We start from the raw sequence: 13,704 nt of genomic DNA on the forward strand, positions 1-13,704 counted from the left end.
GAAGGGCGACCGAAGGTAGCGGTCATTGCCCGTGACAACGGGTGATGCGGCCCTCGCCACAAAAAGCTTCTCGCACGTGCGGGATAAGGCTACGGGCGAATCTCGATCATCGTGCCATCGGGTACCAGGCCCCAGACTTCGCGCATGTCCATGTTGCGCATGGCAATGCAGCCGTCGGTCCAGTCCAGGGTATGGAACAGGTCTTCGGGCGTGTCCTCGGTGTCGGGTGTGCCGTGGATCATGATCATGCCGCCAGGCGCGACGCCTTCGCGACGCGAGCGTGCGGAATCGCTGATGTTCGGGTAGGAAATGTGCATTGCCAGGTTGAACTTGTCGCTGACCTTGCGCCAGTCAATCCAGTAGAGGCCTTCTGGCGTACGCTTGTCGCCTTCCATCAGCTTCGCGCCACGCGGCTGTTTACCCAGCGAGATGCGGTAGGTTCGCAGCGGCTTGCCGTCGGCAATCACTTGCAGCTGATGGGCCGACTTGAGCACCAGTATCTTTTCGATGGGGCTGACATTCGGGGTGGTCACGGTGGTCACGAATGACGCCTGGGAGACAGTGACGAACGACAGGCAAAGCAGGGCAAGCAACCAGCGCATTGAAACGATTCCCCAAGAGTGTCGCGGATATTGATCAGTTATAGATTATTTTAGGTGATGGCAGGCTGAGCAAGCGGCGGAATCGACTCGGAACGTACCGGGTAGTGCTGTTCCTGCCGGTCAGCGAAGAAGCATTCTAAGGTACGGCCCACCGTGCGGAAAGCCAGCTCGGACCAAGGGATGTCGGCTTCTTCGAAAAGTGCCACTTCCAGGCTCTCGGGGCCGGCGGCGAAGTCCAGGTCCACCAGTTCCGCGCGAAAGAACACATGCACCTGGCTGATGTGTGGCACGTCGATCAGCGTGTAGATGCTCGTGTTGCGTACCCGGGCGCAGGCTTCTTCGGCGGTTTCGCGCACGGCGGCCTGTTCGATGGTCTCGCCGTTCTCCATGAAGCCGGCGGGCAGGGTCCAATAGCCGAGCCGTGGCTCGATGGCACGACGGCACAGCAGCACTTTCGAGCCCCAGGTCGCCACGCAACCGGCGACGATATTGGGGTTCTGGTAGTGAATGGTCTGACAGCTGTCACAGACAAAACGCAGGCGCGAATCGCCTTCGGGAATGCGCTGGGTTACCGGGTTGCCGCACTGGCTGCAAAATTTCATGCTTGGGTTCCTGAATGCTGTGCCTATCTTGGCGTGCGGCGGTGTCTGTCGGCAAGTTGTCGTTTCGCGACATGGCATGGTTTCGGGGCTTGGGCGGTCGATGTGATTGGTGCATGATGCAGGGTAAGGCACAGATCGAGAACACTCATGCTGGACGAGCTACTGCATCGGGTAAGCAACCACACGCCACGCACGCTGGAAACCGACAAGCGTTTCCCCGAGGCCGCCGTACTGGTGCCCATTACCCGCAGTGACCAACCGGAACTGGTCCTGACCCTGCGTGCCAGCGGACTTTCGACCCACGGTGGCGAAGTGGCGTTTCCTGGTGGCCGCCGCGACCCTGAAGATCCCGACCTTGTGTTCACCGCTCTGCGCGAAGCCGAAGAAGAGATCGGCCTGCCGCCCGGGCTGGTCGAAGTGATCGGCCCGCTCAGCCCGTTGATTTCCCTGCATGGCATCAAGGTCACGCCGTATGTCGGTGTGATCCCGGACTTTGTCGAGTATCAGGCCAATGATGCCGAGATCGCCGCGGTGTTCAGCGTGCCTCTGGAGTTCTTTCGCGAAGATCCCCGCGAACACACTCACCGGATCGATTACCAGGGGCGCAGTTGGTACGTGCCCAGCTATCGTTACGGCGAATACAAGATCTGGGGCCTGACGGCGATCATGATCGTCGAGTTGATCAACCTGCTCTATGACGCGAAGATCAGCCTGCATCAGCCGCCCAAGCGTTTTATCAATATCTGAAGCCATCGCTCGTGTGGCCGTAATACTGGCTGTCAGAGCCGTGAGGATAAAAAGAATGAAATACCGCCTGGGCGATGCCCACGTCCAAACCCATCCACAAAGCTGGGTTGCCCCCAATGCCGTGCTGGTGGGCAAGGTCAAGCTGGAGGAGGGCGCCAACGTCTGGTTCAATGCCGTACTGCGCGGCGACAACGAACTGATCCTGATCGGCAAGAACAGCAATGTGCAGGACGGCACCGTGATGCACACCGACATGGGCTACCCGCTGACCATCGGCACCGGCGTGACCATCGGTCATAACGCCATGCTGCATGGCTGCACCGTTGGCGACTACAGCTTGATCGGCATCAACGCGGTGATCCTCAATGGCGCGAAAATCGGCAAGAACTGCATCATTGGCGCCAACTCGCTGATCGGCGAGGGCAAGGAGATTCCTGATGGTTCGCTGGTCATGGGCTCGCCGGGCAAGGTTGTGCGTGAATTGACCGAGCCGCAGAAAAAGATGCTGGAAGCGAGCGCCGCGCACTATGTGCATAACTCGCAACGCTATGCGCGCGATCTGGTCGAGCAGGAACAATGAACGCCACCGAACGACCCGTGCCCTCGCCGTGCGTGAACATTTGTGCGCTGGATGAGGCGGATATCTGCACCGGGTGTCAGCGTACGGTGGAGGAGATCACGCGTTGGAGCCGGATGGACAATGAAGAGCGACGCGGGGTGTTGGCGCTGTGTCATGAGCGGGCCAGGTCCAGTGGGTTGATCTGGATGTTGCCGACTAAAACCGTTAATTGAATAGTGTGGGGCTTTTGTGGCGAGGGAGCTTGCTCCCGCTGGGCTGCAAAGCAGCCCCAAACGTGCAGATACCTTACTTGCGACACACCGCGCCCGCCGATGTCGGGGCCGCTTTGCGCCCCAGCGGGAGCAAGCTCCCTCGCCACAGGTTATTTATCAGGTGAAGATCAAGTAATCTGCTCACCAAATTGACAGGTATTTCCACACCTCATGCTCTTCCTGATCACCTACATCAGCAGCGTCGTGCTGATCAACTACGCCTTTTCCACTGCCCCGCATCTGGACCTTATCTGGTCGGCCTGGGGTGGGCTGGTATTTGTGCTGCGCGACATGGTGCAGACCCGTTTCGGCCATGGTGCCATCGCGGCGATGTTGGCGGCGCTGGTGCTGTCTTATATCACCTCCGATCCGTCCATCGCCCTGGCCAGCGCCACGGCGTTCGCGGTGTCGGAGTGCATCGATTGGCTGGTATTCAGTATTACCAAACGGCCGTTGCACGATCGCCTGTGGATAAGTTCGGCACTCAGCATTCCCCTCGACACGTTCATCTTTTTCGGCATGATCGACGCTTTTACGCCGGGCGTGATCCTGACCGCCATGGGCTCCAAGTTCGCCGGCGTGACGGCCGTCTGGCTGATCATGGCCTGGCGCTTGCGCAAACAGGCTGTCGCTGGCTGAAGCCAAACCCTGCGGTTCATGTAAAATGCCGCGCTTTCTCCCCATGGGAAGCGCGCATGGCGACGCATCCCTCGATGATCCGCTTCTTTGAGGACCTTCAGATGACCCGTATCGGAACTCCATTGTCGCCAACCGCGACCCGCGTAATGCTGTGTGGCTGTGGTGAGTTGGGCAAGGAAGTGGTGATCGAGCTGCAACGCCTGGGCGTTGAAGTGATTGCCGTGGACCGCTACGCCAATGCGCCGGCCATGCAAGTCGCCCATCGCAGTCATGTGATCAACATGCTCGACGGCGCGGCCCTGCGTGCGGTGATCGAGGCCGAGAAGCCGCACTTCATCGTGCCGGAAATCGAAGCCATCGCCACCGCCACCCTGGTCGAGCTGGAAGCCGAAGGCTTCACCGTGATCCCGACCGCTCGCGCCACGCAGTTGACCATGAACCGCGAGGGCATCCGCCGTCTGGCCGCTGAAGAGCTGGACCTGCCGACGTCGCCGTACCACTTTGCCGACACCTTCGAGGACTACAGCAAAGCGGTCCAGGATCTGGGTTTCCCATGTGTGGTCAAGCCGGTCATGAGCTCCTCGGGCAAAGGCCAAAGCCTGCTGCGCAGCGTCGAAGACGTGCAGAAGGCCTGGGATTACGCTCAGGAAGGCGGTCGCGCCGGCAAAGGCCGAGTGATCATCGAAGGCTTTATCGACTTCGATTACGAAATCACCCTGCTGACCGTGCGCCACATCGGCGGCACGACATTCTGCGCACCGGTCGGTCACCGTCAGGAGAAGGGCGACTATCAGGAATCCTGGCAGCCACAAGCCATGAGCCCGATTGCCCTGGCTGAATCCGAACGTGTTGCCAAAGCGGTAACCGAAGCGTTGGGTGGGCGTGGTCTGTTTGGCGTCGAGTTGTTCATCAAAGGTGATCAGGTGTGGTTCAGCGAAGTCTCGCCGCGTCCGCATGACACCGGTCTGGTGACCCTGATTTCCCAGGATCTGTCGCAGTTCGCGCTGCACGCACGGGCGATCCTGGGCCTGCCGATTCCATTGATTCGTCAGTTCGGGCCATCGGCATCGGCGGTGATTCTGGTGGAAGGGCAGTCGACCCAGACGGCGTTCGCCAATCTGGGCGCTGCGTTGAGCGAGCCGGATACGGCGTTGCGTCTGTTCGGCAAGCCTGAGGTCAATGGCCAGCGCCGCATGGGTGTGGCGCTGGCGCGGGATGAGTCGATTGAAGCGGCTCGTGCCAAGGCAACTCGTGCTGCTCAGGCTGTCGTGGTAGAGCTGTAACCGAGGCGCGGCTATTGCGAGCAAGCTCGCTCCCACAGGGTTGTTGGTTGTCCACAGAATGTGTGTACACCCATGGGTCCCATGTGGGAGCGAGCTTGCTCGCGATGTCGGTCTGTCAGGCCACCCGATTCAAATCGTTATGACGTGTCTCTTTCAGGCACAGCACTGCCAACAAACTCAGCACTGCCGCCCCTGATACATATCCCCCGACATAGCTCAAACCCCCCATCGCCACCAGTTTCTGCGCAAAGAACGGCGCCGCCGAGGCTCCGACAATACCGCCCAGGTTGTAAGCCGCCGATGCACCCGTGTAGCGCACGTGGGTCGGAAACAGCTCAGGCAGCAGCGCGCCCATCGGCGCAAACGTCACGCCCATCAGAAACAGTTCGATGCACAGGAACAGCGCCACGCCCCAGGTCGAGCCGTGGGTCAGCAAGGGCTCCATCAGGAAACCGGACAATATCGCCAGCACGCCGCCGACGATCAGCACCGGTTTGCGCCCGTAGCGGTCGCTGGCCCAGGCCGACAAGGGGGTCGCCGCCGCCATGAACAACACGGCGAAGCACAGCAGACCGAGGAACGTTTCGCGGCTGTAGCCGAGCGTCGACACGCCATAACTCAGCGAAAACACCGTCGAGATATAGAACAGCGCGTAGCACACCACCATCGACCCTGCACCCAGCAGCATGGGCGCCCAGTACTGGCTGAACAGCTCGACCAGCGGGATCTTCACTCGTTCCTGCCGGGCCATGGCGTTGGCAAATACCGGTGTTTCATGAAGTTTGAGGCGCACGTACAGGCCGACCATCACCAAGGCAGCGCTGAGCAGAAACGGAATGCGCCAGCCCCACGAGCGGAACTGCTCGTCGTTCAGGGTCATCGCCAGCGTCAGAAACAGGCCGTTGGCCGCCAGAAAGCCGATCGAAGGGCCGAGCTGTGGAAACATGCCGTACCAGGCACGCTTGCCCTTGGGCGCATTCTCCGTCGCAAGCAGCGCTGCGCCGCCCCATTCGCCGCCCAGTCCCAGGCCCTGGCCGAAGCGCAGCACGCAGAGCAGGATCGGCGCCCAGGCACCGATGCTGTCGTAACCCGGCAATACACCGATCAGCGTCGTGCACACGCCCATCAATAGCAGCGAAGCGACCAGGGTCGATTTGCGCCCTATGCGGTCGCCGAAATGGCCGAACAGTGCCGAACCCAGAGGCCGTGCGAGAAAGGCGATGCCGAAAGTCAGGAACGCCGACAACATTTGTGCGGTGCCGGAGGTTTGAGGAAAGAACACCGGACCAATCACCAGTGCGGCGGCAGTGGCATAGACGTAGAAGTCGTAGAACTCGATGGCGGTGCCAATGAAGCTCGCCGTGGCCACCCGGGTGGCGGAGTTGGTCGGCTGGGCGGGTGTGGTATCGCTATAGGCAGTACTGGTTGTCATGCGGTTATCCCTGACAGTCATGTGCTCCAGTGGAGCGAATTATTATGGTCGAACACCCAGGGATGTGGGATGAGGCGCGGTCGCTGTTCCAGGTAGGAACAATCGCCGGTGTGAATAGGACAATATCGATGGTCTTGCCGGAACTTGCGGGGTGCGGGGTAAGCACCGGGTTCGGCGAGGCTTGGGTAAGCGGGTTCGATTATAGGAAGGTGGCTGACAATTCAACAAGCCGCTTGGGTGGATCGATGGTTTGTGGCGAGGGAGCTTGCTCCCGCTCGGGCGCGCAACGGCCGCAAAATGACTGGCGGCGTTCTTTCAGAGCTGTCGCGATATCGGCGGTTGGGCCTGCCTCGCATTCCAGCGGGAGCAAGCTCCCTCGCCGCAGGTGATTCCCCCGGATGCAGGGGGCATGGGGTCAGGTTTTGGAGAGCGCCGGCACCGAGCTTGTGTGCCAGACCAGCACGCGAGTCACCCGATTATCCTCGGTCTCGAGAATCTCCAGCCGATAACGCCCGATCTTCAGGCACACCGCGCTTTCCGGAATCGTCTCCAGCGCCTCGGTCACCAAGCCGTTCAGGGTTTTTGGCCCATCGCTGGGCAGGTGCCAGCCCAGGCTCTTGTTCAACTCACGAATCGACGCCGCGCCATCGATCAGCAGTCGCCCGTCGGCTTGTGGGTGGACGTGCGGGTTGTCGAGGCTGTGCTCGCTCTCAAATTCGCCGACGATCTCTTCGAGAATGTCTTCCAGCGTGACGATGCCGAGTACTTCGCCGTACTCGTCCACCACCATGCCCAAGCGCCGCTGCTGCTTGTGAAAGTTCAGCAACTGCAGCTGTAGCGGGGTGCTTTCCGGGACGAAGTACGGTTCGTGGCAGGCGGCCAGCAATGCCTCCAGCGTCAGTCTGCCATCGGGCAGCATGTGCAGGATATGCCGGGTATTGAGTACCGCTTCGACCTGGTTGATGTCGCTGTGGAACACCGGCAGGCGGGTGCGCCGGTTTTTGCGCAGTTGCTCGATGATTTCCTCGATGGAGTCGTCGAGGTTGATCCCGTCGACGTCACTGCGTGGCACCAGAATGTCATTGACGGTGATGTTGTCCAGCGCATGGATACCTGACAGCGCGTGCGGGCGGCAGGATGCGTGTTCATGGTCGTCGTGACGCTCGGCCGGGGTTTCGTCTTCGCTCTGCTGCACCACGTTGACCTTGCGGGCAAACGGTCGCATCAGCAGCAGGCTGACACCGTTGAGCAGCCAGGCGAGTGGGTAGAGGATTTTCAGTGGTGCGCCCAGCAGCGTGTTGCCCAGGTTGAGGATCGCATCGGGGTAGCGGATGGCGAGCGTGCGCGGCAGGTAGTCGGCAAACACCAGCAGCGTCGCGCCGGCGCCCACGCAGGCTGCCCACGGGCCGTTGCCGGCCCAGGTGAAAATTGCCAGCAAGGTGCTGATCACCACCACCAGTGCGCGGCACAGGGTGTTGCACAGGATCAGGCTGGCCAGCGGGAAGTTGAGCCTGGCGAGCGGCTTGTCGCTCGAGCGCGTGGCCGTGCGTTGGGCCAGCAGGTGCTGCTGTGCTGCCTCGATGGCCGTAAACAGCCCCGACCATAAAATCAGCAGGGCCAATACCGCGAACATCGGCCCTATGGGCAAGTCGTCCATTATTGCCGCCCGTCAGATGTGCAGAATGTATTCACGAACCAGCTTGCTGCCGAAATAGGCCAGCATCAGCAGGCAGAAACCGGCGAGGGTCCAGCGGATCGCTTTATGCCCACGCCAGCCGAGACGATTACGTCCCCATAGCAATACGCTGAATACGATCCAGGCCAGGCAGGCCAGCAAGGTTTTGTGCACAAGGTGTTGGGCGAACAGGTTTTCGACGAACAGCCAGCCGGAAATCAGCGACAGCGACAACAGCGTCCAGCCGGCCCAGAGGAAGCCGAACAGCAGGCTTTCCATGGTTTGCAGCGGCGGGAAGTTCTTGATCAGCCCGGACGGGTGCTTGTTTTTGAGCTGGTGATCTTGCACCAGCACCAGCAAGGCCTGGAACACTGCGATGGTGAACATGCCATACGCCAGAATCGACAACAGGATGTGGGCGAGAATGCCTGGCTCCTCGTCGATGATCTGCACTGTGCCGGCCGGGGCAAACTGGGCCAGCAGCACCGTGGCGGCGCCCAGCGGGAACAGCAGCACCAGCAGGTTTTCCACCGGAATCCGCGAGCAGGCCAGCAGGGTCAGGGCAATCACCGCGGCGGCGATCAGGCTGGCGGCGCTGAAGAAATCCAGGCCCAGGCCGATCGGCGTCAGCAGGTGGGTCAGCAGGCTGGCGCTGTGGGCGAGCACGGCCAGTACGCCGAGCGAGACCAGCAGGCGCTTGTTCGCCTTGGCGCCTTTGGCCAGACGAGTGCCCTGATAGAGGGTCGCAGCGGCATACAAGCAGGCGGCGGCGAGGGTAGTCAGCAAACTGGGTGACAAGGGGAGCATAAATCCTGTTAGGCAAGCCCGAAAGGCGCTGAGTTTGGCATAGAACCCACATGGCACGAAAGACCATAGAACCTGACAGCGAGGTGTCCGCCAGGCGCAGTCTTCGCTATAATCCGCGACCTGCCCTAGCCGCAGGCTCGCCGAGCACCTGTTTATTACGCTCTGGGCCGCCATTATCCCGGTCTGTACAGGGCCTGAAAGGATCGCGCAATGTTTGAAAACTTAACCGACCGTCTCTCGCAGACGCTGCGCCATGTCACCGGCAAGGCCAAGCTGACCGAAGACAACATCAAAGACACGCTGCGCGAAGTGCGCATGGCGTTGCTCGAAGCCGACGTCGCCCTGCCGGTGGTCAAGGACTTCGTCAATTCGGTCAAGGAACGCGCCGTCGGCACTGAAGTGTCGCGCAGCCTGACGCCGGGCCAGGCCTTCGTGAAGATCGTCCAGGCCGAACTCGAAAGCCTGATGGGCGCGGCCAACGAAGACCTGAACCTGAGCGCCGTTCCGCCTGCTGTCGTCTTGATGGCCGGTTTGCAGGGCGCGGGCAAGACCACCACCGCCGGCAAACTCGCGCGCTTCCTTAAAGAGCGCAAGAAGAAGTCGGTCATGGTCGTGTCTGCCGACGTTTATCGTCCTGCGGCGATCAAACAGCTGGAAATGCTCGCCGGTGAAGTCGGTGTCACGTTCTTCCCCTCCGACCTGAGCCAGAAGCCGGTCGAGATCGCGCAAGCGGCTATTAAAGAAGCCAAGCTGAAATTCATCGACGTGGTCATCGTCGATACCGCCGGTCGTCTGCACATCGACGAAGAGATGATGGGCGAGATCAAGGCGCTGCACGCCGCGATCAACCCGGTCGAAACGCTGTTCGTGGTCGACGCCATGACCGGCCAGGACGCCGCCAACACGGCCAAGGCCTTCGGCGACGCGCTGCCGCTGACCGGTGTGATCCTGACCAAGGTCGACGGTGATGCCCGTGGCGGTGCCGCGCTGTCGGTTCGCGCCATCACCGGCAAACCGATCAAGTTCATCGGTATGGGTGAGAAGAGCGAAGCGCTCGAACCGTTCCACCCTGAGCGTATCGCGTCGCGCATCCTCGGCATGGGCGACGTGCTCAGCCTGATCGAACAGGCTGAAGCGACCCTCGACAAGGACAAGGCCGACAAGCTGGCCAAGAAGCTGAAGAAGGGCAAGGGCTTCGACCTCGAAGACTTCCGCGATCAGCTGCAACAGATGAAAAACATGGGCGGCCTCGGCGGCCTCATGGACAAACTGCCGAACATCGGCGGTGTGAACCTGGCGCAGATGGGCAACGCCCAGGGCGCGGCAGAGAAACAGTTCAAGCAGATGGAAGCCATCATCAATTCCATGACCCCGGCCGAGCGCCGCGACCCTGAGCTGATCAGCGGTTCGCGCAAACGCCGGATCGCCATGGGTTCGGGCACCCAGGTGCAGGACATCGGTCGCTTGATCAAGCAACACAAACAGATGCAGAAGATGATGAAGAAATTCTCCGCGAAAGGCGGAATGGCCAAAATGATGCGCGGCATGGGCGGTATGTTGCCCGGCGGCGGCATGCCGAAGATGTAAAGAATTTGCGCAAGGGCTTGCTCTTGCGCTGCCCACAGCAATGTGGGATCTCCAGCAAACCCGCGCTTGGCGGGAGCTGACTGGCCGTTTTCAACGACGGCTCTATAGCAAATCTGGATGACGACCGAAAGGCCGTCGGAAAAAGACATTTGCAAAAGTCCGGATATTCCTTAGAATATGCGGCCTTTCGGGCACCTATGCCCGCTGTGCCTTTAGATTTGCAGCACCGACTACAGGAACGATGTTCACATGCTAACAATCCGTCTTGCCCTTGGCGGCTCCAAAAAGCGCCCGTTTTACCACTTGACCGTAACCGACAGCCGCAACCCGCGCGACGGTTCGCACAAGGAACAGGTTGGTTTCTTCAACCCTGTTGCTCGTGGTCAAGAAGTACGTCTGTCCGTGAACCAAGAGCGCGTAGCCTACTGGCTGAGCGTTGGTGCACAGCCTTCTGAGCGCGTTGCTCAGTTGTTGAAGGATGCATCTAAGGCTGCGGCCTGAGCAATATGAACGCGACGCCTGCCATTGCTGATGATTTGATCGTTATCGGCAAGATTTATTCTGTTCACGGCGTTCGCGGCGAAGTGAAGGTTTACTCCTTTACTGATCCGACTGAAAACCTGTTGCAATACAAAACCTGGACGCTCAAGCGCGAAGGCAGCGTTAAACAGGTTGAGCTGGTCAGTGGACGTGGGAACGACAAGTTCCTGGTCGCAAAGCTCAAAGACCTTGATGACCGTGAAGAAGCTCGTCTTCTGGCCGGTTATGAGATCTGCGTGCCGCGCAATCTGTTCCCTGAATTGACCGACGGCGAGTACTACTGGTATCAGCTGGAAGGTTTGAAGGTTATTGACCAACTCGGGCAATTGCTTGGGAAGATCGATCATCTTCTGGAAACCGGCGCCAATGATGTAATGGTGGTCAAGCCTTGCGCTGGCAGCCTGGACGATCGCGAACGCCTGCTGCCCTATACGGAGCAATGCGTGTTGGTTGTCGACCTTGCCGCAGGCGAGATGAAGGTGGAATGGGATGCGGACTTCTAAGCGTGGCTAACTTGCGCGTAGAAGTGATCAGTTTGTTTCCCGAGATGTTCTCCGCCATCAGCGAGTACGGCATCACCAGTCGGGCGGTGAAACAGGGGCTGTTGCAGCTCACCTGTTGGAATCCGCGAGACTACACGACGGATCGACATCACACTGTGGATGATCGCCCATTTGGCGGTGGTCCGGGCATGGTGATGAAGATCAAGCCCCTGGAAGATGCTCTGGTTCAGGCCAAGGCAGTAGCCGGGGAGGCGGCGAAGGTAATTTACCTGTCCCCCCAAGGCCGTCAACTGACTCAGTCGGCGGTGCGCGAGTTGGCGAATCTGGATGCATTGATCCTGATTGCCGGCCGCTATGAAGGCATTGACGAGCGTTTTATTGAAGCTCATGTCGATGAAGAGTGGTCGATTGGCGACTATGTACTGTCTGGCGGCGAGCTGCCGGCGATGGTCCTGATCGATGCGGTTACACGACTGCTGCCTGGAGCTTTAGGGCATGCGGACTCCGCCGAGGAAGATTCCTTTACGGACGGTCTGCTGGATTGCCCGCACTACACCCGACCGGAGGTGTATGCGGATCAGCGTGTTCCCGACGTGTTGCTAAGTGGCAATCACGCGCATATCCGGCGTTGGCGTTTACAGCAGTCCCTTGGTAGGACCTTTGAACGACGCGCCGATCTTCTGGAAAGCCGCTCGCTTTCTGGAGAAGAGAAGAAGCTGCTCGAGGAATACATCCGCGAGCGGGACGATAGTTAACAACGTATCGATGGTAAATCCGACGATTTACCTTAGGAGCACAGCATGACTAACAAAATCATTCTTGCACTCGAAGCAGAGCAGATGACCAAAGAGATCCCTACCTTTGCCCCGGGCGACACTATTGTCGTTCAGGTGAAAGTGAAGGAAGGCGACCGTTCGCGTCTGCAAGCGTTCGAAGGCGTTGTAATCGCCAAGCGTAACCGCGGCGTTAACAGTGCATTCACCGTTCGTAAAATCTCCAACGGTGTTGGCGTAGAGCGTACTTTCCAGACCTACAGCCCGCAAATCGACAGCATGGCCGTTAAACGTCGCGGTGACGTACGTAAAGCCAAGCTGTACTACCTGCGTGACCTGTCCGGTAAAGCAGCTCGCATCAAGGAAAAACTGGCTTAAGTCCAGCTTCCGATGCAGAAAAAAGCAGCCTTCGGGCTGCTTTTTTGTTGCCTGCGATTTACCGGTAGGGGCGTGGCTTGCCCTTGAATCGATCTATCAAGCGCGTGTTTACATCAGGCTCTATAAAGCCACGGCAGGCTATGAAAGACTTGCGCTCAGTTTTCCAGTGACCTGAGCCTCTATGCCCGCCATCGACCACCCTCTGATAGATCAATTCCTTGACGCGTTGTGGCTGGAAAAAGGCCTTTCCGATAACACCCGCGATGCCTATCGCAGCGACCTGGCACTGTTCAACGGCTGGATACAGGAAAAAAACCTGGAGCTGATCAACGCCGGTCGAGAGTTGATTCTCGATCACCTGGCCTGGCGTCTGGAGCAAAACTACAAACCCCGTTCCACTGCACGATTTCTCTCCGGTGTTCGTGGCTTTTATCGCTATCTGTTGCGGGAAAAGCTGATTACGCTCGATCCGACCTTGCGCGTTGATATGCCGCAACTTGGCAGGCCGTTGCCTAAATCCTTGTCGGAAGCGGATGTGGAAGCTCTATTAAAAGCCCCGGACTTGAGCGAGGTGATCGGCCAGCGTGATCGCGCCATGCTCGAAGTACTGTACGCCTGCGGCTTGCGGGTGACGGAGCTGATCAGCCTGACCCTGGAGCAGGTTAATTTGCGACAGGGTGTGTTGCGGGTCATGGGCAAGGGCAGCAAGGAGCGGCTGGTGCCGATGGGCGAGGAGGCGATTGTCTGGGTCGAGCGCTACATGCGCGACGCCCGTGGCGAACTGCTCGGTGGTCGCCCCAGCGATGTGCTGTTCCCCAGCCAGCGCGGTGAGCAGATGACCCGCCAGACCTTCTGGCACCGCATCAAGCACCAGGCCAAGGTCGCCGGGATCGGCAAGTCGCTGTCGCCGCACACCTTGCGGCACGCCTTCGCCACACACCTGCTCAACCACGGCGCCGACCTGCGCGTGGTGCAGATGCTGCTAGGCCACAGCGACTTGTCGACCACCCAGATCTACACCCACGTCGCCCGCGCGCGCTTGCAGGATTTGCACGCCAAACACCATCCACGCGGCTAGCGGATCCTTTTTTGATCGGCTGTGGCCTTGTGGCGAGGGCGCTTGCTCCCGCTGGGCGGCGAAGCGTCCCCCAAACCGGCAACCGCACTCTGGCAGACAACTGCGTTGTCTGCTTTGCGACTGCTGCGCAGTCGAGCGGGAGCAAACTCCCTCGCCACAATGAGTATTGCCCATTGCGCATTGTGTTTTCTCGGGCCGCCGCCGAATTCGGCCGCACGGGCCTTATG

At 59.7% G+C, this 13,704-nt stretch carries 16 protein-coding genes; 11 read left to right on the forward strand and 5 right to left on the reverse strand.

The window, feature by feature from the left end; genetic code table 11:
• Positions 1–89: 89 nt before the first annotated feature.
• Complete coding sequence (locus tag POF45_RS21360) at positions 90–602, reverse strand: L,D-transpeptidase family protein (RefSeq protein ID WP_259499685.1); 513 nt, start codon at positions 600–602, stop codon at positions 90–92.
• Positions 603–652: 50 nt separating this feature from the next.
• The gene (locus tag POF45_RS21365; protein WP_259499687.1) at positions 653–1,204 is read right to left on the reverse strand and encodes an NUDIX hydrolase; all 552 of its coding nucleotides are present in this window, start codon (positions 1,202–1,204) and stop codon (positions 653–655) included.
• A 147-nt stretch (positions 1,205–1,351) separates the two neighbouring features.
• On the opposite strand from POF45_RS21365, the gene POF45_RS21370 reads away from it, so the two are divergent.
• From POF45_RS21370 to purT, 5 genes are all read left to right on the forward strand, one after another.
• Positions 1,352–1,951, forward strand: coding sequence for a CoA pyrophosphatase (locus POF45_RS21370; RefSeq protein ID WP_259499689.1), 600 nt, complete (start codon positions 1,352–1,354; stop codon positions 1,949–1,951).
• Between the two features lie 55 nt (positions 1,952–2,006).
• Entirely contained in the window at positions 2,007–2,531 is a 525-nt protein-coding gene (locus POF45_RS21375; protein ID WP_259499691.1) for a gamma carbonic anhydrase family protein, read from the forward strand.
• Positions 2,528–2,743, forward strand: coding sequence for a DUF1289 domain-containing protein (locus tag POF45_RS21380; RefSeq protein WP_259499693.1), 216 nt, complete (start codon positions 2,528–2,530; stop codon positions 2,741–2,743). Before POF45_RS21375 ends, POF45_RS21380 begins: the two co-directional genes overlap by 4 nt.
• Positions 2,744–2,953: 210 nt before the next feature.
• Positions 2,954–3,421: a VUT family protein gene (locus tag POF45_RS21385; RefSeq protein ID WP_259499695.1), complete on the forward strand. Its 468-nt coding sequence runs from the start codon at positions 2,954–2,956 to the stop codon at positions 3,419–3,421.
• A gap of 101 nt (positions 3,422–3,522) precedes the next feature.
• Complete coding sequence (gene purT, locus POF45_RS21390; RefSeq protein ID WP_282316664.1) at positions 3,523–4,704, forward strand: formate-dependent phosphoribosylglycinamide formyltransferase; 1,182 nt, start codon at positions 3,523–3,525, stop codon at positions 4,702–4,704.
• Between the two features lie 115 nt (positions 4,705–4,819).
• Here purT and POF45_RS21395 read toward each other — a convergent pair whose 3' ends face one another.
• The 3 genes from POF45_RS21395 to POF45_RS21405 form a co-directional block, all read right to left on the reverse strand.
• The gene (locus tag POF45_RS21395) at positions 4,820–6,136 is read right to left on the reverse strand and encodes an MFS transporter (RefSeq protein WP_259499698.1); all 1,317 of its coding nucleotides are present in this window, start codon (positions 6,134–6,136) and stop codon (positions 4,820–4,822) included.
• Between the two features lie 415 nt (positions 6,137–6,551).
• Positions 6,552–7,793: an HlyC/CorC family transporter gene (locus POF45_RS21400; RefSeq protein ID WP_259499699.1), complete on the reverse strand. Its 1,242-nt coding sequence runs from the start codon at positions 7,791–7,793 to the stop codon at positions 6,552–6,554.
• A gap of 12 nt (positions 7,794–7,805) precedes the next feature.
• Positions 7,806–8,618 (reverse strand): cytochrome C assembly family protein, encoded by an 813-nt coding sequence (locus POF45_RS21405; RefSeq protein WP_259499700.1) that lies wholly within the window; start codon positions 8,616–8,618, stop codon positions 7,806–7,808.
• 210 nt (positions 8,619–8,828) lie between these two features.
• Between POF45_RS21405 and ffh the strand changes: the two genes are divergently transcribed.
• From ffh to xerD, 6 genes are all read left to right on the forward strand, one after another.
• Positions 8,829–10,205, forward strand: coding sequence for a signal recognition particle protein (gene ffh, locus POF45_RS21410; RefSeq protein WP_017340267.1), 1,377 nt, complete (start codon positions 8,829–8,831; stop codon positions 10,203–10,205).
• 249 nt (positions 10,206–10,454) lie between these two features.
• Positions 10,455–10,706 (forward strand): 30S ribosomal protein S16, encoded by a 252-nt coding sequence (gene rpsP, locus POF45_RS21415; protein WP_010463010.1) that lies wholly within the window; start codon positions 10,455–10,457, stop codon positions 10,704–10,706.
• 5 nt (positions 10,707–10,711) lie between these two features.
• On the forward strand, positions 10,712–11,248 hold the full coding sequence (rimM, locus tag POF45_RS21420; protein ID WP_201195606.1) for a ribosome maturation factor RimM: 537 nt from the start codon (positions 10,712–10,714) through the stop codon (positions 11,246–11,248).
• Entirely contained in the window at positions 11,230–12,003 is a 774-nt protein-coding gene (gene trmD, locus POF45_RS21425; RefSeq protein ID WP_259499701.1) for a tRNA (guanosine(37)-N1)-methyltransferase TrmD, read from the forward strand. Before rimM ends, trmD begins: the two co-directional genes overlap by 19 nt.
• Before the next feature lie 45 nt (positions 12,004–12,048).
• Positions 12,049–12,399, forward strand: a complete 351-nt coding sequence (rplS, locus tag POF45_RS21430; RefSeq protein ID WP_003175895.1) for a 50S ribosomal protein L19 — start codon at positions 12,049–12,051, stop codon at positions 12,397–12,399.
• A gap of 181 nt (positions 12,400–12,580) precedes the next feature.
• The gene (gene xerD, locus POF45_RS21435; RefSeq protein WP_259499747.1) at positions 12,581–13,477 is read left to right on the forward strand and encodes a site-specific tyrosine recombinase XerD; all 897 of its coding nucleotides are present in this window, start codon (positions 12,581–12,583) and stop codon (positions 13,475–13,477) included.
• Positions 13,478–13,704: the final 227 nt, after the last annotated feature.

Origin of the sequence: Pseudomonas fungipugnans, from assembly GCF_029955235.1 — a bacterium.
GTDB classification, from domain to species: Bacteria; Pseudomonadota; Gammaproteobacteria; order Pseudomonadales; family Pseudomonadaceae; genus Aquipseudomonas; species Aquipseudomonas fungipugnans.